Here is a 17,905-nt window from a genome sequence, read left to right on the forward strand (position 1 = left end):
TGCCGACCCACTGCACGATCCAGATCGTGAAGGCATCCGCCGCGGCGCCCGCGCCGCCGATGTCGATGAAGGCACGCAGCGGAAGCAGCGGATCCGCGGCAACCTTCCCGATCCGCCCCTGCCCGCGCGCTTCCGAGAGCAGCGAGGCAAAATAGGCGCCCGCGAAGGCGCCCGCATACTCGCCCTCCCAGATGTGGTCGTAGCGCTCCGGATAAAGCTTCTGGTCGAGCAATCGCTCCTCCTCGAGCACATCAGGGAACCAGGGATTGTCGCGCCAATTGGCTTTCACCACCACGGCACCATCCGGCTGTCGCCCACGCAGAAAATCGTCGATCGCATCGCTCTTGCGTCGCGGATTCCAGCTCGCCCATAGCTCGGAATCCTTGGCGCGGATCGTCGGCCGCAGCAGCGCGAGGCTGCGTGCGCTCAAGGATTGCGCCTCGTCGATCCAGGCGATGCGAAACCCTTCCAGGGATTTGATCGAGTCGGCGGTGTGATCCTGAAGCCCGCGGAAGATGATCAGCCCGTCCCCAGGCGTCTCGATCTTGTCGCTGAACAACTTAAAGCCATGACCGAGCCCGAGGCTTGCGATCTTGCCTTCGATCAAGCGCTTCGACGATTGCGCCAGCGTGCGCTGCGCCTCGCGGATGCAGACCGCGAGCGTGCCACGCTCGGCCTGGCAGGTCTCGACCAGGAGCTCGCCGAAGAAATGCGATTTGCCCGAGCCGCGTCCACCATAAACGCCCTTGTAGCGAGCGGGTTGCAGCAACGGCTCGAAGATTTTGGCGGTCGGAATTTTCAGGATGGACACGAGATGCGCTCGTTTGCGAAAGCATCAAACAAAAACCCGCGCCGGATTTGCGTCCGCGCGGGCGATACCAACTTCTTCGATGATGCCATTCTGCCAGTGTTTTGCCCGACGGGTCAACGATCAATCGCGGCGCGATTGCAGATCGGCATCTCCGCCGTCTCGCGCGTCGTGACGGCATCACCGCTGTTCGAGCTTCCCGGATGCACGATGATGCGCTCGATCCGGTGAATCAATTCCAGCACGCCGTCTTCGCCGCCCTCCAGCTTCTGAGCGGCCTTGCCCCAGCCGCGGTCGAGGATGGCGTTGGCGGCCGAGACGCGGGCGGCCGGAGATGCGTCCTCGCTGCGCATGACGCCGACGAGCACCCTGATGGCGGTTCGGGTGTGGCTGCGCGCGAGCGAGCGGATCTCGGTCAGCGTGCGCGCCCTCGACGTCTTCCCTCGCGTGGGCAAGCGGACGGGTACAGGCTCAAGCTCGCATTCGATCTCTTCGCTCACGAGAACGTCTCCCACAGCACGATGGCAACGAGGCCCCCGAGGGCCAGCGATATCAGATAGGCGGTCATCGTCTCTCCTCGAAAAGAAATGCGCGGCAGATCGCGCGATGAGGCGCGATCGTTTCGGGCGCGAACCCTATCTCCGTTGAACCCGGAGACCGCAGCGGCGCGGGCAGAGAGCCCAGCGCCGCGGGCCGGCACGTTCGCGCGTGCACGGCCAGCAATAGGTTCGGACGGCGGCGCGCCGATCGGCGCTCCCTAACGCGTTTATCAAGAGAGTGCGTGGCCGCAATGCGCCGCCGCCGTCCGATCTCGAAATCGAGACGAAAAAACCCGCAGCGGATGTCGTCCCGCGCGGGTGAACCAAGCTCGTCTCGATGATGGCATGATGCCGGTGTTTTGCCCGACGTGTCAAACCCAGTGTTAAGCGCGATTGTCGTCACGCGAGGCGAAAATGAAAATGCCCGCTGCAGATTGCTCCGCGCGGGCCAACTCAAACTCGTTTCGATGATGCCATTCTGCCAGTGTTTTGCCCGACGTGTCAAACGAAGCGCAAAACGGAAAGCCCCTCCTCCCAGCTCAATATGTGGTGCGCAAGGGGCTTGCTTCAAGCCCCCGATGATCGCGTAAGACCCCTCGACCCGAACAACCAGTCGAGGGGTCACGACATGCCTTTCCTGCTTCCGACGTCCCGGTCGCGCAACCGAACCAGCGCAGAACGCGCAGCCGCCGGCCATGCGGTCATCATCGCCGGCGCCGGCCCGACCGGCCTGATGCTGGCCGCCGAGCTCGCGCTGGCTCGAATTGACGTCGCAATCATCGAGCGGCGCGCGAGCCAGGACATCGTCGAGACGCGCGCCGGCGGACTGCACGCGCGCAGCATCGAGATCCTCGATCAGCGCGGCATCGCGGGTCGCTTCCTGCGCGAAGGGCAGATCACCCAGCTCGCCGGCTTCGCCTGGACCAGGCTCGACATCGGCGATCTCCCCACCCGCCATCCCTACGGGCTCGCGCTGCGGCAGAACCACATCGAGCGCCTCCTGGCCGAATGGGTGGCCGAGCTCGCGGTGCCGATCTATCGGAGCCGCGAGGTGACCGGCTTTGCGGAAGACGAGACCGGCGTCGAGGTCACCCTGTCCAGCGGCGAGCGCTTGCGCGCGCTTTATCTCGTCGGCTGCGACGGCGGCCGCAGCCTGGTGCGCAAGAGCGCCGGCATCGACTTCCCCGGCTCTGAACCTTCGCTCAGCAACCTCATGGCCGAGGTCGAGATGCGCGAAGAGCCCCAATTCGGCCTGCGTCACGACGCGCTCGGCTTTCACGGCCTCAGCAAGACCGAGAGCGGGCGCGTGCTGGTCGTGCTGACGGAGGCAAGTCTCGTGCACGATGGCGAGCCCTCCTTGCGCGATCTCAGCGCGGCGCTTGAATCCGTCTACGGCACCGATTTCGGCGTCAACAATCCCGCCTGGATCTCCCGCTTCACCGACGCGGCGCGGCAGGCCGCCTCCTATCGCAGGGGTCGCGTGCTGCTCGCCGGCGATGCCGCGCACATTCATCATTCCGTCGGCGGCCAGGGCCTCAACCTCGGTGTGCAGGACGCGGTCAATCTCGGCTGGAAGCTGGCGCAGGTGGTCCATGGCATCGCGCCCGAGAGCCTGCTCGACACCTATCACGGCGAGCGCCATCCCGTGGCCGCGCGCGTCTTGAAGAACACCATGGCGCAGATCGCCCTGCTCCGCCGCGGCGACGACGGCCGCAAGGCCGCGCGCGAGGTGATCGCCGAGCTGCTCGCCATGGACGAGCCGCGCCGGCGCCTCGGCGCGATGATGAGCGGGCTCGACATTGCTTACGATCTCGGCGAAGGCCACGCGCTGCTCGGACGCCGCATGCCCGATCTGGATCTCGTGGTCGACGGACAGGCGCTGCGATTGTTCACGCTGCTGCACGGCGCGCGCGGCGTGCTGCTCAATTTCGGAAAGCCGGGCGGCATCGACATCGCGCCCTGGGCGGATCGCCTCGCAACCGTCGATGCCGATTACGACGGCGCCTGGCAGCTTCCGGTCATCGGAGCGGTCACCGCGCCGCGCGCCGTGCTGGTGCGGCCCGATGGCCATGTGGCCTGGGTGGGAGAGGAGAGCGGCCGCGGACTTGCGGAGGCGCTAACGCGGTGGTTCGGGCCGGGCGGTGCGTGAAAGCGTCTCATGCGCTGCCAAACAAACAAGCCCGCGGCAGATGCGCGGGCTTGTTCCGAATTCTTCGATGATGCCATTCTGCCAGTGTTTTGCCCGACGTGTCAAACGACGCTCGCTCCGCCGCAAAGGTCATTCCGGCGGAAGCAAAGGCCGTATCCAGCGCGAGAACCATTCCTCGCTGTCATTGTGCGGATTGACAGGGCCGTTCACTCCGAAGATCGGTGGAGGAATGAGATAGCTCGGCTCGTCCGCAAACACGCCGATCGGCTTGCTCGGTTGCGGCTGCTGGCCGCCAGCGGCCGGGGCGGTCCAACTGCCAAACCGCTCGTCGAATTCGGTAGACGGCAGATACGGGACTGGCGCGCTGCCCGATGTGAATACGTTGCCCGCGTTCGTCTCATTCACACGGGCGAGACGCCGGACATCTTCGGGCGCGACTGATCCTGCGGCAGACGTGGGGGCGACTGGGAGATCTTTCGCGGGCATGGTGCCAACCGGGGTGGTGGCCCATTCCCCGAAGCGATCGGCAAAAGTGCCAGCGGACGCCTCTCGATCAAACGAGGAGGCTTCGCCGGGCTGGGGCCTCGTCCTGCCGACGTAAAGCCGATCGCCGTTAGCATTGAACGCAGGCGCTCCAGTCGAGAACACCCCTCCGCTAGGAGTAGCAGCCTCCATCGTCGCGCCAGAACTACTTTCCTCCGCGTTGGCCAAGCGCGTACCGGCTAAGATGGCTCCTAGAGCAGCCAGCCAGCCGGGAAGGAAGGGAGCAGCTACGGCGGCCGCGACCCCTCCAGCCAGCCAAGGAAGTGCTGCATTGCGCATCACAGGTGTGCCGCCCGCTAAGGGATTTTCGTAATATGGATCCGGCATTCCGGAGTGCGGATCGGATAGGAGCACCAGCGGGGCCGATGGCGCGGCCGTTGTAGGAGGCAACCGACCGAGCGTTTGTTCATTTGGATCCGGCGCTGAAGAGGGTGGCGGCCCGCTCGTGAAGCGTGGATCACTTCGCGCGAACCCTTCTGACTCGTTCAGCCATTGGACAGAGGGAGGAACGAAGGGTGGTGGCGAAGGAATATCGGCCGGATCGGCCGCGGTCGTCGGCGGGATCTGAAAGACATCATCGACTGGCGTAAACTTTGAATATCCCGTCCCGCCCAGATGCTTGTTTCCAGACGTGATACTGACGTTTGGATTCCTCTCAATTGCCTCGCTCAGTAGTTTTTCTCTTCGAGCATCGCCCCGTATTGCAGACCATAGCAGCAGATGGTCTTCCCCGGCCTGCAAATCGCTCCGCTCACTATCCCGAAGGCGTTGATGCAAGTCGGGATAGCGCTCAAGATACGACTCGTTCTTCTTGATGACGTTCTCGATACCCTGCTTGACATCTTCTAGAGTTTTTCCGGTGGGCAAGTTTGTGTAGAGATCACCCTTGGCGAAGCCAATGCGCATTGCATCCATGAGTGTTCTTATCTTTACCGCGCGAATCTCCGGCTGGGGAATTTCAGCGATGCGATCGAGGACGCATTTGACCGCTCCGTAGTAAAGGGGTGTATGCCCACCGGGATGTGGCGATATGCCCATGCTTGCGGCCAGCTGATAATCCACCGGCAGATAGATTCCATTCGCGCGGGAGTAAACTCCCAATGTCTGTCTATCGATTCCATCAAACGCACGATGACCATCGAACTTTTGCGAGATCATGTGATGATAGGCTAAAATCGACATGCTGCCCCGATGTTGGATTGTTTGGGTGAACTGCGTCTGATCGGATTCCGGGAAACCTGCTCAAGCCTGAGATGCAGTTCGGCCCTGGAATCGACGCACACGGGCACCGGCTGCGCTCGCAGCTCGGCGCCGTTAGGAGGCTGAATGAACACTTGAGAGTTTCGGCGACCTTTGCCGCCGATTAGCCGCGCTTAGACGACATCGAGCGCGGATCGGCACAGCCGAACCAGCGCCTGGAGCAACGCAGCAGCCATCGATGACAAACGACGGCGGATTCTAAATCTCGGTCGGAGGCTGCGTTTGACCTATTGTCGCGAGAGCATCTTCCACGAAAAGGCATCGTGGCTCGGGCCAAGCAACAATCGGGAGAGAGCGCCTTTAAGATCTTCGGCGCGGGATCAGAGGAAGATCCGAGGCGTCTTCGAACAACATGCCCCTGAGACCCGCCGACCTCCACGCATCCTTCAGAGCTCGGTCGCATATGACACATTGGGTGGCGTACGCCATTCGGAATACGTGCGCATCGCCGACCAATTCGTCCTTGAAAACGAGTTCGACATCACCCCAAAAATCGTAGACTTTCTGACCAAAATATCGAGAGCCTGGATCGTCCCGAATCCCGATGGTCAACCGCGACCGTTCCTCATCCAATGCGTCCAGAACACGACGCACATCGCAGAACCAGTAGCGCGGCCCATCCCAGACCCCGTTCAAAACCTGCACGTCGCAAGCGACGAATGAAAACGCCTCTGGGTCGACGGCCTCAAACACGGTCTTAGCGCGATCAGAGATCAGCCAGAATGCATACCAGAGCTCAGAGTCCAGAGGCCGACGCCCTCGCGGATTGAACGTGACGCATGGCGTCGGCCCAGCAAAATCTGACAAGTGCCCCGGGTCAAGGGGAGAGGGGCCATCATCAGTGATCTCGAAACCACTTGGGTTGCCCGTTCGATAGAACTCCATTCTGTAGAATTTGCGTTTCCGCAACGAGGAGAACTTGTTCTGCTTTGCCTGCTTGCTGCTCATCGGAACACATCGTCGTTATTCGAGATCTCGGCGAATAAAGAAGCGTGGCTGTTCTGCCTTCCGAACAACAGCATGGCCTGTCGCCACACTCGGGACCTATTTTGTAGAAGCGGCGCTTGCGTGCTCTGGATCGCTTCGCAACTGGAATCGCGTTCTGGTCCGTCATAACTGAGCCTCGTTGAATACCGCGCCTGCAGCGACACCCGGCCGAGATCACGATGAATCACACAAAAATAAAGCCCGCGGCGTTCCGCGAGCTCCGTTCGTGACTTTCTCAATGATGCCATTCTGCCAGTGTTTTGCCCGACGTGTCAAACGATTGCCCTCGAACAGCTTCCACACAACGCCGCAATCTGCTGAGGATGCCCACTTACGTAAAATCATCCGTACAAGAAAACACCGGCATATCTCCAAAAACATCAGAGTTCTTGTAGCGCACTGAAATCCGCTCGCTCGCACTTGCTCCGATCGTATCGCCGTCCTTCACCACGTTTCCATGCTCGATCAGATACACGGAAAGTCCTGCCACCTTCTCGAACAACGCCGGGAGCGCGAGCTTACCGGTCACGAATTCGATCTCACGGCCGACGAAGGCGGACAAGCCCATCGTGATCGCTCCGATCTTTGCACCCGACCGGAACGGAAGAATGTCGACCCATAGCCTGAAGGGATAGTCCGGATATGGTGCGAGCGACCACCGCGAGGTTTCGAGCCATAGATCGGCAGCCCGCGCCACCCGGCCCGCCCACACCACGCCACAGCATTCCGGTACGGTGGCAATCAACGCACCGATGACCGCAGTCGTGAGGCGCGCGGCGACCAGCGGCTGCTGGCTTTTTCCGAGCAGCGAGACGATGATGTGGCCTTGATGGTCTGTTGCCACAGCCTCGCTTTCCGGCCAGGTTCGCGCAGCGCGCGCCCACAGCCCCGGATCCTGCGGAATGGGTGCCGGCATCGACATGACCGCAACGAGCTCGTTGCCGCAACGGATGAGCGGCGAATTCGCTTGAGCCGGTTGCGGCTCTTCACCGTTCGTCGCCTCTGTTGCCAACTCCGGATGCCGGAGGTGAAGGGCTTTGGCGACTGCTGACATGTCGGGCGTCACCGGCCTGCTCAACAGGACCAGAGAAAGAAGCGAGCCACTCATCAACTAACCCCCGCAGAAAATCCCGGTGAGCCCAAAACTTAGTTTTTCGCCCAGAGGTTGAAACGTAAAGCCTCATTAGAACAAATAGAGAACAATGTCAATCGACGTTTTTCGCTCGCGCCAGATTTCCGCAAGATAGCTATACCCAAACTCTGAAGCGGACTGGCGGCCGACCCAGCATTGGCGCCGCACTGCAAGGGCGGTTCGCAATAGCACTCGCGGAAAAGGGGTTCACGCAAACATCAACGAAGACCCCGCGCCGTCCTCAGGGGCGCCGCGACGTTCGCCACACACCCGGGCAGCCCCACCAGGAACAAGCGTCAATACACCGCGTTGCACCGCCATGCATGGATCAACCGACGATCCCCTGTTGGCGCGCGCCGATGCCGCCCTCCGCGAAGCCGAGCGGCTTCGCCTCGCCCTGATCCGCGAGCGCGCGATTGCACAAGCCATCTGTGACGACGCCGCGCAAACCCGCACGCTGCAATCAGGCCTCTCGCCGGCGGTCGCGATTGCGCTGACGGTCAACGCTCCTCGTTCGACATAGCGTCGGTGCCCGGACCGAAAGGTTCGTGCGTCCTGCGTCCCAGAAACGTATCGGGTGGCGGCTGCTTCAACAGCTCGCGGCATTCGCGCACGATTCCGCGCATGTATTCAGCCTGGTCGTGGTCGACAGGCAACGGCCGATAGACGGGCATCGCGGTGCTCCCTTGCTTTGCAGGCGGGAGCGCGCTCGGTCTCTCAGCCACCGACGCCTACGGGCAGAGCCTCGGCCGGTGATGTGACCACAACTATCACAGGTCGCTTTGGTTCAATATTGAACTTTAGGACTCGCGGGACACATAATGAGTAAACCGCTCAACATGCTCAAACTTCTCGCGAAAATTAATCCGCGCAACGTATCAAATGATGTGACTCCGCTGTGCCGGAAGCGTAAGGTAAATCATCACCGCAAGGCCCGTGGCATCGATCGGTGATGAGAACGCCGATTGCGCTCCCGCCCGACCTCAAACGAGGGAGCAGCGCCATGCTGACACGACGTCGTTTCAAACAGACCAGAACCCTGACCGAAAGACTCGCGGACGAAGCCGCGCGCTGCCGCGAGGAAGCCCGCACGCTGACGCCCGGCCGCCGCCGCGACATGCTGCTGCGCCAGGCGCGGCAGGACGAGACCGCCATGCAGATCGACGCCTGGCTGCGCTCGCCCGGCCTGAGGGCGCCGACATGATGCAATATCGCGCTTATCTCATCGGCGAGGATGGCGTCTTCCGCTCCGCCGAAGCGTTCGAAGCTCCCTCGGATTCCTCCGCCCTCAGCTTTGCGCAGCGGTTCACGCGGCTCGGCAAGGTCGAGGTCTGGCAGCTCGGCCGAAAGATCGCCGTGCTGGACTCCGAGCAGTCTCGGCCGCCGTTGCACGAGCCGTCCCGGCCGACGCTGACGCGTCAATGACCGCGTGACTGCGGCTGCGACCTAAGATCTTCGATCTGGAAATTGAACCTCACCTGCATGATCGGGCCGCTCGCATCGCGCACCTCGATCGCCATCTCCTGGCGGTCGCCGGTGAGCCCCGCCGAGAGCATCGCATCGCGCGCAAAGTCGGCAACCGACTTGGCGGCCTCGGCCTGAACTGCGCGCGGGCCGGACAATTCCAGGCCCTCCTCGTCCAGAGCAATTCCCTTGTCGTCGCGAAGGTCAAAGTAATATCGCGTCATGACCGTTATCCTCCGCCCTTTATAGTGCAGATGACGAGCGAAGGTTTCTAACGGACCGCCAAAAATCGCTTGGAATCAGCAGGTTCCGGGAACGCCGGGCGGGCTCGCAATCAGGGCGGAAGCGCCGGCTCACTCCTCCGCGAGCTTGCGCTCGATATAGGCGTCCACCGTCTCGGCGAACGAGCGCTGCACGCCGACCGCGACATCGTGCTGGTCGAGCGCGTCGCGCTGCAGCACGCGCAGGCCGCGCCCGCGCATGCTCACCGGCGCCGTGTTCAGGAACTGGTCGATGGCGCCCTTGGCAAGCGGGATGGCCTTGGGATCGCCCCTGGCGATCAGGAGCCGTAGCAGGCTCTGGCATTCGGCCAAACCGGGCATGGCGTCTCTCACCTTTGCTGCGATTTCGGTTTCGGCCGCTCGACCTTCTGGGTATGGGTGCCGAACAGCGCCAGCAGCAGCGCGACTTCTTCCTTCGAACCGATCTGGATCATGATTGTTCTCTCCGTTTCGCTACGTTGGTCGGAGCCGGCGGGCGCCGAGTTCAGGACGATCTGGTTTCAGCATTGTTTCAAGCGTGTTTCGTCGGCGGGCTGCACCTCGCATCGAGCCGAACGAGCGAGCAGGGTCTTTCGAAATGGTTCGTTTCGCATCTGAGGTAGACGCTGAACATCTCGCATGTGCAATCCGCGGCAAGAACGATCGCAGTTCACTACTTCCTGACCAGTACGCCCATTGCTCGCGCCATGCGCCTCACCGACCCGGCGTGGCGGCCGAGTTCCGTGGCGATTTTCGATACGCCAACTCCCCGCTGAGAGAGCTTGACCAGCCGTCGAAGCTCCTGGTCGGCCCATTGCTTTGGTTTTGATGCCTTCATGGTGGACGCGTGATCAGGACAAGTCAGCAAGGGTTCTCCGTCGGTAACGGACGCTCCGACAGAGGGGCTATGTAACTTCGGTCCAGGACCGTCGGTCTGGCGGCACCATCGAACAGCACCGTTATGCCAGCCGTGCGATTGCTGATTTCGATGACCCTTCCCGTCTTGCTGGCCAACGCCGGGAACTGAATGATCCCAAGCTCGCTCATCTTGAAACGGGTGCCGACAACAAGCTTGCCAGTCTCAGCGACCGCGCGATCCCGTTTCATTGCGAACCGCCAAGCCGGTTCTCTGCGTCCGCCTTGCGCCCTGTCTCATCAGGTCCAGATAAACGCGACGCCTGCCGGCGCGTCTCTGCAATGAGGAAATCGATCCTCGCCGACTGAGCCAGCAAAATCGTCCTGGTTGTTTCATTCAGTGTTGTCTGCCCGACAATCAATCGGATGCAGCCATTCGCGAGCTCAAGAAGGAAGATGGCCTGGCGGATGTCGTCTGTTGTTCGAATGTCGAGCGCTTGAACCTGCGACAACAGAGCGCCGATGTTCGCCAAAATGTCGGGCAGCCTCGGACTCGGGGGTCTAGTCTGAGACCTCTTGTTGTTGTGCTGTCGAAATCTGAGCACTGACGACATCGTCGCAAATCTCTGGTGCGCGTCGACCATCATGACCTTCTGCGCTGAAAGTCATCGGAAGAAAAAAACGAATAATACAGCTACGCGAGAAACATCCGGTCAGGCTAACTCGGACCAGCCCGGGCCATCGCGGCCGTGGCCACACCTTTTAATGCCCTTGCTCGAGACCTTGCGCCAAAGCGATTGACGAACAGTTATGAGGTTGCGAGCAGATGGTATCTGCAATATTGAAGTTCTTCGAAAACGCTATCGAAATTCGGCGAACGTTGGCTCGGGATGGGCGGGCGCCGGCTGAAGTCGGCAAATCGGGCTGCGCCGCGCCTTCGGCCGACTTGTGTACACAATCGAACACAGATCCCGGCTTTGGCCGATCACGACCCGTTTCTCTCTTCCTTAAACTCCCCCGCCTGTAGGCTTGCGGCCGCAAGGCATGGGTTGCGTCTCACCCTTGGACAGCAGGCCATCACATTTGAGAGCTTGCGCTGTGCCATCCTGCGAGACGCCCCGCGTGAGGCGGGCTCCTCAGGATGAGGCCGGAGTACGTGGTTGCAGTTTCACCACCGACGCCGATGAGCCTCATCCTGAGGAGGCGCGTCAGCGCCGTCTCGAAGGACGAGGCATGCGTGCAGGGGGCCGCTACCCATGAAGGAATGTCGGCTGCGTTGGTCAGGCGGAAAACATCTGCTGGAGAAAGCTTCATCGGTCTTGCGCTGCAGCAGACATCGTGACTTGCCAACGGCCCTCCGATCACCCGTTCGCAGCTGCTACTCTATCGTTGCATTCACCGTCATGACCGATTTGCCAGAGCCGTATGGACCCTTTCCTTCACCATAGATGGCGAACGTATCGGTGCCCTTGTAGTTGGATGCCGCGGTGTACCTGAATGTCGTTACGTTGACCTGAATGAGCTTCCCGTGCGCGGGCTTCTGGGACACGCCGGAGCTCTGCATCGCTCCCGGAATTCGCATCGGGAAATTGCACGTTTCGCCCGACTTGACCGCGAAGTAGGCCGTCATGTCCACGCCAAACACAGATGGGTGACCGGTGACTCTGCAGTCGGAGACGGCGAAGGCCGTAGCCGGCGTCAGGCTCAGCACAGCAGCGAGAGCGAATATCCGCATGCTCATCTCCTGTTAGGATCAAGCGGCATCCGGGGCCATTGATCTCCAAGCGTGGGGATAACCATTGACTTGAATCAACATTCGGCCTGCGACGACCAGGCGATTGAATAGGCGAAGTAGCGACTTCCGCCGTTGGGCCCTCCCGCCTTCGCCTGTTGCCGACCGTCAGGAGGGGCAATTCACCTCCTGCGGTCGCTGTGCCTGCACCACGAAGAAACAACATCTCCTTGGTTGATGGCTGGCGGCCTGCGGATTGCCTTTTGAGGCTCCACCCCTTTCCGGGATGTTCTTTAATCCGTCGGCTCTAAATGATGGAGGGTCAAATGCGACTCGCTTTGCTTATTGGGGTCCTGCTGATGGGGCTTTCTTCAGCAGCAAACGCCCGCGACTATCCCTGGTGCGTCTTCGGTGGCCATGCTGGCCCTCCCGGCGAGTGCATGTATGAGACGAGGGAGCAGTGCCTGGCTTCGGCATCGGGACGGTGGACCAGCTATTGCGATATCAATCCGCGCGTGAGATTCCAGCAGCAGGCACCGCCCCCGACCGCGTGTGACTCTCGCGGGCGCCGGTGCGCGCCGAGATCGTGAAGCGTTCAGCGCGAGGCCGCCGCGTCGCGGGTAAAGCAGACATCGAGCCGCTGACCGAGCGGTGTCGAGTCCACGCACCAGCGCGCGCTATTTGCCGCGCTTCGTCGTGCCGGTGCCTAGCGCGATGCCGTGCTGCCACGCCCGCACCCGCACCGCCGCTTCGCTCCGGTTGAGCTCTGCGGCAATCTCGTCGGGCCGGCGTCCGGCTTCGGCCAGCGCTTTCAGCCGCTCATGCTCGTCCGCTGTCCACCTCTTCAGCAAGGGATAGCGTGATTGCATGGTCGGAGCTGGCTCACCCGTCATTCAAGTGCGACGACAATCGTCCGGAACGGACCAAGTTCCTATTCCTTGGCCACGCGTGGCGGACGGGCCATAGCACGGGCTTCGCAACGTGAACTTAGCAAAAGTTAAGCCCGCGACGGATCGCTCCGCGCGGGCCTGGTTTCGAGCGCAAGGCTCGGGTGAGACCTTCGTCTCAGTGCATGTGGCCGATCAGATAGATGCCGCCGCCGAGAACGATCACGGCCGGGACGGCCCAAAGCAGAAGTACGGGCATCGCTTGCCTCCTCAGTTCGAGGTGCAGACCTTGACGGACTTCATGCCGGTCTCGGCTTCCGACCTGGTCTTGTACACGGTGTCGCCGCTGACGACCGTCGTTTCCGTGGTCGTCGGCTTCGACTCGGTGATTGTGCACTTCTTGGTCTTGACGTCCTGAACCACGTAGAACGTTTGCGCAAACGCGGGGGCCGCAACTGACGTCAGCACGGCGGCAGCAATGATTGCTTTGATATTCACGTTGTCCTCCTCCAGTAGCCCGGTCGATCCAGGCGTGTTTTTTACAAACCCGACTAATTGCCAGTTGTTCCCGGTCATCCGCCGAACCAATTCCGCCTGATTGCGTTGGTGCGCGAACAGGAGGCTTCGATGCTCGACTTGCGGCTCGTGACGACTTCCCTGGCGGTGCTCGCTGCGCTGATCAGCGTGGCGCTGGCTGAGCCCGTCAAGGATCAGGCTCCACCGGTGGTTCAAACCGCCACCGAAGCCCGCCCCATTCGCGTGATCCTTCCGGCGCCGTGGGAGCCCACCAAGGGCCAGGCCGAGTCTGTGCAATCTTCAAAGTAGCAGCGTCGGACGCACGCCAGACGCGGCGGACGCAGCTCGCTTGACATCGTCACGACAAAGCGCCGCAGCAAACTCCTCCAAAACGACAGCAACCAATTCGAATCTCACCTGTTGTCGCCGGCACAATCACTTGCAGGAGACAACAACATGAAACGTCTGACAGTGCTGGCCGCAACCTTGTTGCTGCTTGGTTCGGTGCCCGCGGGCGCCCAGTCGCAGCCGGCGCAAAGCGGGCCGGGCAACAACGCGGTCAACAGCTCCGACCAGAACAACTCCAACGCACCGGTCGCGGGCCGCAACAGCTTCACCGAAGGACAGGCGAAATCGCGGATCGAGGGCGCGGGATATTCCAACGTCTCGGGCCTGCAGAAGGACGACAACGGCGTCTGGCGCGGCAAGGCCGACAAGGCCGGCACCAAGACCGACGTCAGCGTCGACTTCCAGGGCAACGTCAACCCCGCCAAGTAATCCGCGAAGTGAAGGAGATCCAGACATGACGACCACCATCTCTCGCCTGTACGACAATTACGCCGATGCCGAGCGGGCCGTGGCCCGGCTCGAAAGCGCCGGCGTGCCGCATTCCAACATCAGCCTCGTCGCCAACAATTCGGACAATTGGTACGGCGCCTCGCGCGGCAAGGTCGATCGTGACCGCGACGGCGTCGACGATCGCGCCGAAGGCGCCGGCACGGGTGCCGGCATCGGCGCCGGGCTCGGCGGCGCCGCCGGCCTGCTCGCGGGTCTTGGCCTGTTGGCCATCCCCGGCCTCGGCCCAGTGGTCGCGGCCGGTTGGCTCGCCTCGACTGCGGCAGGCGCGGCTGCCGGCGCGGCCACCGGCGGAATCATCGGCGCCCTGACCGAGGCCGGTGTCTCCAGGGAAGACGCATCGCGTTATGCCGAGGGCGTCCGCCGCGGCGGCACGCTGGTGTCCGCGAAGGTGCCGGACCAGGACCGCGCGCGCCTTGATGCGCTCCTGCACGAGCGATCGGTCAACCTTCAAGAGCGCAGCGCCGCCTGGCAGAAGTCCGGTTGGACCGACTTCGACGCCGCCAGCCCGCCCTTGTCGCCGGAGGATATCGGCCGCGAGCGCGAACTCTACGGCGTGGGCTCGCGGCGATAGGGCAGCAAAGCCCGACACGACAAAAGGCCCCGCGATGCGGGGCCTTTTTCGACTTTATCTCAAATGCCGCAAAGCGGATTTGGCGAAGTGAAATCTCTTCGCCTCATGCTGGGACATGTCGCCTGGACGGGGCAAGCCGGAGAGATCTCCCATGTACTACGTCGCCGCTGCATTGCTGGTGCTGTCGGGACTGTTCTATTCCGCGAGCCGTCACGAGCTCGGCCAGTTCGGTGCGGACGTTTGCAGCTATGGCAGCACGTTCTGCAACAATCCGGTCGTGCTCTTCACCGGCGCCGCGCTGGCCGCCGCCTGGGGCATGTTCGTCAGCATCAAGTAGGCCGATGATGGCAATATAGCCCTGTTTTGCCCGACGGAGCAAACTCACTTAGCATTTTCGAAAATCAGCCGCCGACGCCGGCAGCGGGAACTTATGTTCCCCGATTCGCATTTGCTAAAGATGACGTCCGCACCCGTTCGAGCCCGTTCATGAGCGACAGCGCCCTCACCCCGACGAAATCCGCGCCGACGCTGCTGCAACGGCTGGGGCCCGGCCTCGTCACCGGAGCTGCCGACGACGATCCGTCCGGCATCGCCACCTATTCGCAGGCCGGCGCTCAATTCGGCTACGGTCTGTTGTGGACGGCGTTTCTGACCACGCCGTTCATGATCGCGATCCAGCTCGTCAGCGCGCAGATCGGCCGCGTCACCGGCAAGGGCCTCGCTGCCAACGTCATGCGGGTGGCGCCGCGCTGGGCGGTGCTGGCGCTGGTCTCGATGCTGGTCGCCGCGAACACGTTCAACATCGCCGCCGACATCGCCGCGATGGCCGAGGCGCTCTCGCTCGTGATCGGCGGCCTCAACCACGAGCACGCGCTGATCTTCGCGGCCGGCTCGACCCTGCTGCAGGTGTTCCTGCCCTATCGCCGCTATTCGCCGGTGCTGAAATTCCTCACGCTGGCGCTGTTCGCCTATGTCGCAACCGCCTTCACGGTGCAAATTCCCTGGAGCACGGCGCTGCTCGCCGCGGTGTGGCCGAAGGTGAACGTCAGCAGCGACTATCTCCTGATGGTGGTCGCCGTGCTCGGCACCACCATCAGCCCCTATCTGTTCTTCTGGCAGGCCTCGCAGGAGGTCGAGGAGATGAACCAGGGTAAGCGCGACAAGCCGCTTCGCGAGCTCAAGCGCGGCGGCGGTCACGAGCTCGACCGCATCAAGACGGACACCATCTCCGGCATGCTGCTCTCCAACGGCATCGCCTTCTTCATCATCCTGACCACCGCATCGGTCCTGCACGCCAACGGCGTCACCAATATCGGCTCGGCGACGGAAGCGGCCGAAGCGCTGCGGCCGCTCGCGGGCGATTTCACCTTCGCCCTGTTTGCGACCGGGATCATCGGTACGGGCCTGCTCGCGATCCCGGTGCTGGCGGGCTCGGCCGCCTACGGCGTTGCCGAGATCTTCGGCTGGCGCGCCACGCTGGAGGCCAAGCCGGACGAAGCGGCGGGCTTCTACACCATCATCGCCGCGGCAACCCTCATCGGCTTCGGCCTCGGCTTCACCGGCATCGACTCGATCCACATGCTGGTGTGGAGCGCGGTGCTCAACGGCATCGTCGCCGTCCCCATCATGGCGATGATGATGCTGATCGTCTCGAGCCGCGCGATCATGGGCCGCTTCAGGGCCCGCTCCTGGCTGATCGCGCTGGGCTGGCTCGGCACCGCGCTGATGGCGCTCGCCGTTCTCGCTTTGCTCGGCTCGTCGGTGATTGGCTGACGCAAGCGCTGCTTCGGACGCGCTCCCGCGTTGCATCGCTGCGCCCTTCCCGCCGCCCCGCGCTTGGCCTAACAATGCGGTCCGGGCCCGGCCTGAGATCGGGCCGAAAAAAAGAAGCCCGGCCGGGCGAGTAGGGAGCGACATGACCAAATCATCAAAAGCAACAAGCCTCGAGATCCTCGCCTGCGATGCAGGCTGGAGAAACTATCATTTCGTCAAGCTGACGACCGAGGACGGCATCGTCGGCTGGAGCGAATTCGATGAGGGTTTTGGCTCGCCCGGCGTCGGCTCCGCGATCCAGCGCCTCTCCGCCCGGGTCATCGGGCAAAACGTCTTCCAGCACGAGCGCATCTTTGCCGAATTGTTCGCGGCAACGCGTCCCGCGGCCGGCGGCGTGGTGGCGCAAGCGCTAGGAGCGATCGAGAATGCGCTGCTCGATGCCAAGGCGAAATCGCTCGGCATTCCCTGCTATGAGCTGCTCGGCGGCAAGATCCGCGATCGCGTCAGGGTCTACTGGTCGCATTGCGCCACCTGGCGCATCAATCTCCCGTCCTGGTACAAGCCGGCGATCGAAAGCCTCGACGGCGTCAAGGCGATGGGGCGCGAAGTGCGCGAGAAGAAGTTCACCGCGCTCAAGACCAACATCTTCTCCTATGACCAGGGCAAGCCCACCGGCTGGCGCCCCGGCTTCGGCTCACCTTTCGCGCCCGAGATCAACGTCGACCGCAAGATCCTGCGCGACCTGCACATGCACCTGGAAGCGATCCGCGACGGTGCCGGCCCCGACGTCGACATCCTGCTCGACTGCAACTTCAACGCCAAGACCGAAGGCTATCTGAAGATCCTGCGCACCATATCCGACCTCGACATGTTCTGGGTCGAGATCGACAGCTTCAATCCGGAAGCCCTCGGCTATATCCGCCGGCAAAGCCCGCACCCGATCTCGTCCTGCGAGACGCTGCTCTCCTTGCGTGAATTCCTGCCCTATTTCCAGGCGCAGGCCATGGACGTCGCGATCATCGACACGCCCTGGAACGGGGTCTGGCAGTCGATGAAGATCGCCGCGGCGGCCGAAGCCTTCGAGGTCAACGTCGCCCCGCACAATTTCTACGGCCATCTCTGTTCGATGATGAACGCGCATTTCTGCGCCGCGGTGCCGAACCTGCGCATCATGGAGATCGACATCGATCGTCTGTCGTGGGATCGCGAGCTGTTCACGCACGAGCCGGAGATCGAGAACGGCCATCTCATCATCCCGAACCGGCCGGGTTGGGGCACCGAGCCGAACGAGGAAGCCTTGCGGGCCCATCCGCCGAAGACGAGTGGCGGGCTCCTCAATTACGGGCGCAAGAGCTAGAGCGGAATCGCTTTAGGTCGCATCGATCGCCACGGGCTCGGTGCAACCTCTCCCGCTTGCGGGAGAGGTCGCGCCGTAGGCGCGGGTGAGGGCTTTCCCCTCTAGGGGATTATCCCAATGCGGCAACACCCTCTCCCCAACCCTCTCCCGCAAGCGGGAGAGGGAGCGCACCTCCGTCGTTGCGGGATCAAGCCTCATTTCATCGCGCTTTAGA

The 17,905-nt window shown here is 62.5% G+C and carries 21 protein-coding genes and 1 pseudogene; 11 read left to right on the forward strand and 11 right to left on the reverse strand.

Translation table 11 applies throughout. From position 1 onward, the window contains the following. Positions 1-190: 190 nt before the first annotated feature. Positions 191-811 (reverse strand): annotated as a pseudogene (locus tag XI05_RS39555) (PBSX family phage terminase large subunit); the annotation flags it as partial. 113 nt (positions 812-924) lie between these two features. Continuing rightward, positions 925-1,263, reverse strand: a complete 339-nt coding sequence (locus XI05_RS21770) for a hypothetical protein (RefSeq protein WP_442869304.1) — start codon at positions 1,261-1,263, stop codon at positions 925-927. A 712-nt stretch (positions 1,264-1,975) separates the two neighbouring features. On the opposite strand from XI05_RS21770, the gene XI05_RS21775 reads away from it, so the two are divergent. Further along, complete coding sequence (locus XI05_RS21775; protein ID WP_271505429.1) at positions 1,976-3,496, forward strand: FAD-dependent monooxygenase; 1,521 nt, start codon at positions 1,976-1,978, stop codon at positions 3,494-3,496. Positions 3,497-3,625: 129 nt separating this feature from the next. On the opposite strand, the gene XI05_RS21780 is transcribed toward XI05_RS21775, so the two are convergent. The 3 genes from XI05_RS21780 to XI05_RS21790 all read right to left on the reverse strand — a co-directional run bounded on the left by XI05_RS21780 (position 3,626) and on the right by XI05_RS21790 (position 7,394). Continuing rightward, a complete protein-coding gene (locus tag XI05_RS21780) occupies positions 3,626-5,221 on the reverse strand; it encodes an AHH domain-containing protein (protein ID WP_271505432.1) in 1,596 nt (531 codons plus the stop codon). Between the two features lie 378 nt (positions 5,222-5,599). Then, a complete protein-coding gene (locus XI05_RS21785) occupies positions 5,600-6,247 on the reverse strand; it encodes an imm11 family protein (RefSeq protein ID WP_271505435.1) in 648 nt (215 codons plus the stop codon). Between the two features lie 370 nt (positions 6,248-6,617). After that, entirely contained in the window at positions 6,618-7,394 is a 777-nt protein-coding gene (locus XI05_RS21790; protein ID WP_271505437.1) for a DUF4261 domain-containing protein, read from the reverse strand. 370 nt (positions 7,395-7,764) lie between these two features. On the opposite strand from XI05_RS21790, the gene XI05_RS21795 reads away from it, so the two are divergent. The 3 genes from XI05_RS21795 (at position 7,765) to XI05_RS21805 (ending at position 8,843) form a co-directional block, all read left to right on the forward strand. Next, entirely contained in the window at positions 7,765-7,941 is a 177-nt protein-coding gene (locus XI05_RS21795) for a hypothetical protein (protein ID WP_271505439.1), read from the forward strand. A gap of 480 nt (positions 7,942-8,421) precedes the next feature. After that, positions 8,422-8,622, forward strand: a complete 201-nt coding sequence (locus XI05_RS21800) for a hypothetical protein (protein ID WP_212255394.1) — start codon at positions 8,422-8,424, stop codon at positions 8,620-8,622. Beyond that, positions 8,619-8,843, forward strand: coding sequence for a hypothetical protein (locus tag XI05_RS21805; RefSeq protein ID WP_172785458.1), 225 nt, complete (start codon positions 8,619-8,621; stop codon positions 8,841-8,843). The genes XI05_RS21800 and XI05_RS21805 overlap by 4 nt, the downstream gene beginning before the upstream one ends. Here the strand turns inward: XI05_RS21805 and XI05_RS21810 are convergent. From XI05_RS21810 to XI05_RS21825, 4 genes are all read right to left on the reverse strand, one after another. Then, complete coding sequence (locus tag XI05_RS21810; RefSeq protein ID WP_271505441.1) at positions 8,837-9,106, reverse strand: DUF6894 family protein; 270 nt, start codon at positions 9,104-9,106, stop codon at positions 8,837-8,839. The genes XI05_RS21805 and XI05_RS21810 overlap by 7 nt on opposite strands. A 129-nt stretch (positions 9,107-9,235) precedes the next feature. After that, a complete protein-coding gene (locus XI05_RS21815; RefSeq protein WP_260371741.1) occupies positions 9,236-9,484 on the reverse strand; it encodes a hypothetical protein in 249 nt (82 codons plus the stop codon). A 761-nt stretch (positions 9,485-10,245) separates the two neighbouring features. Beyond that, complete coding sequence (locus tag XI05_RS21820) at positions 10,246-10,530, reverse strand: hypothetical protein (RefSeq protein ID WP_271505443.1); 285 nt, start codon at positions 10,528-10,530, stop codon at positions 10,246-10,248. An 845-nt stretch (positions 10,531-11,375) separates the two neighbouring features. After that, positions 11,376-11,732 (reverse strand): hypothetical protein, encoded by a 357-nt coding sequence (locus XI05_RS21825; RefSeq protein WP_271505445.1) that lies wholly within the window; start codon positions 11,730-11,732, stop codon positions 11,376-11,378. A gap of 323 nt (positions 11,733-12,055) precedes the next feature. On the opposite strand from XI05_RS21825, the gene XI05_RS21830 reads away from it, so the two are divergent. Then, positions 12,056-12,319: a DUF3551 domain-containing protein gene (locus tag XI05_RS21830; protein WP_257187447.1), complete on the forward strand. Its 264-nt coding sequence runs from the start codon at positions 12,056-12,058 to the stop codon at positions 12,317-12,319. A gap of 87 nt (positions 12,320-12,406) precedes the next feature. Here XI05_RS21830 and XI05_RS21835 read toward each other — a convergent pair whose 3' ends face one another. Both XI05_RS21835 and XI05_RS21840 read right to left on the reverse strand, forming a co-directional pair. Continuing rightward, on the reverse strand, positions 12,407-12,598 hold the full coding sequence (locus tag XI05_RS21835; RefSeq protein ID WP_271505448.1) for a Myb-like DNA-binding domain-containing protein: 192 nt from the start codon (positions 12,596-12,598) through the stop codon (positions 12,407-12,409). Between the two features lie 288 nt (positions 12,599-12,886). Then, complete coding sequence (locus XI05_RS21840; protein ID WP_172785464.1) at positions 12,887-13,114, reverse strand: hypothetical protein; 228 nt, start codon at positions 13,112-13,114, stop codon at positions 12,887-12,889. A gap of 129 nt (positions 13,115-13,243) precedes the next feature. Here XI05_RS21840 and XI05_RS21845 point away from each other — a divergent pair, with 129 nt between their 5' ends. The 6 genes from XI05_RS21845 to XI05_RS21870 all read left to right on the forward strand — a co-directional run bounded on the left by XI05_RS21845 (position 13,244) and on the right by XI05_RS21870 (position 17,691). Continuing rightward, the gene (locus XI05_RS21845) at positions 13,244-13,441 is read left to right on the forward strand and encodes a hypothetical protein (RefSeq protein ID WP_172785465.1); all 198 of its coding nucleotides are present in this window, start codon (positions 13,244-13,246) and stop codon (positions 13,439-13,441) included. Between the two features lie 147 nt (positions 13,442-13,588). Further along, positions 13,589-13,909, forward strand: coding sequence for a hypothetical protein (locus XI05_RS21850; RefSeq protein ID WP_172785466.1), 321 nt, complete (start codon positions 13,589-13,591; stop codon positions 13,907-13,909). Between the two features lie 25 nt (positions 13,910-13,934). Continuing rightward, positions 13,935-14,561 (forward strand): hypothetical protein, encoded by a 627-nt coding sequence (locus XI05_RS21855; RefSeq protein WP_271505450.1) that lies wholly within the window; start codon positions 13,935-13,937, stop codon positions 14,559-14,561. Positions 14,562-14,712: 151 nt separating this feature from the next. Next, positions 14,713-14,898 carry a hypothetical protein gene (locus XI05_RS21860; protein ID WP_025037635.1) on the forward strand — a complete coding sequence of 62 codons (186 nt, stop codon included), beginning with the start codon at positions 14,713-14,715 and terminating at the stop codon, positions 14,896-14,898. Between the two features lie 149 nt (positions 14,899-15,047). Next, positions 15,048-16,334 (forward strand): NRAMP family divalent metal transporter, encoded by a 1,287-nt coding sequence (locus XI05_RS21865; protein ID WP_271505452.1) that lies wholly within the window; start codon positions 15,048-15,050, stop codon positions 16,332-16,334. Between the two features lie 142 nt (positions 16,335-16,476). Further along, positions 16,477-17,691: a mandelate racemase/muconate lactonizing enzyme family protein gene (locus XI05_RS21870; protein WP_271505454.1), complete on the forward strand. Its 1,215-nt coding sequence runs from the start codon at positions 16,477-16,479 to the stop codon at positions 17,689-17,691. Positions 17,692-17,905: the final 214 nt, after the last annotated feature.

Source organism: Bradyrhizobium sp. CCBAU 11357, from assembly GCF_028128865.1.
In the GTDB taxonomy this organism is placed as follows: Bacteria; Pseudomonadota; Alphaproteobacteria; order Rhizobiales; family Xanthobacteraceae; genus Bradyrhizobium.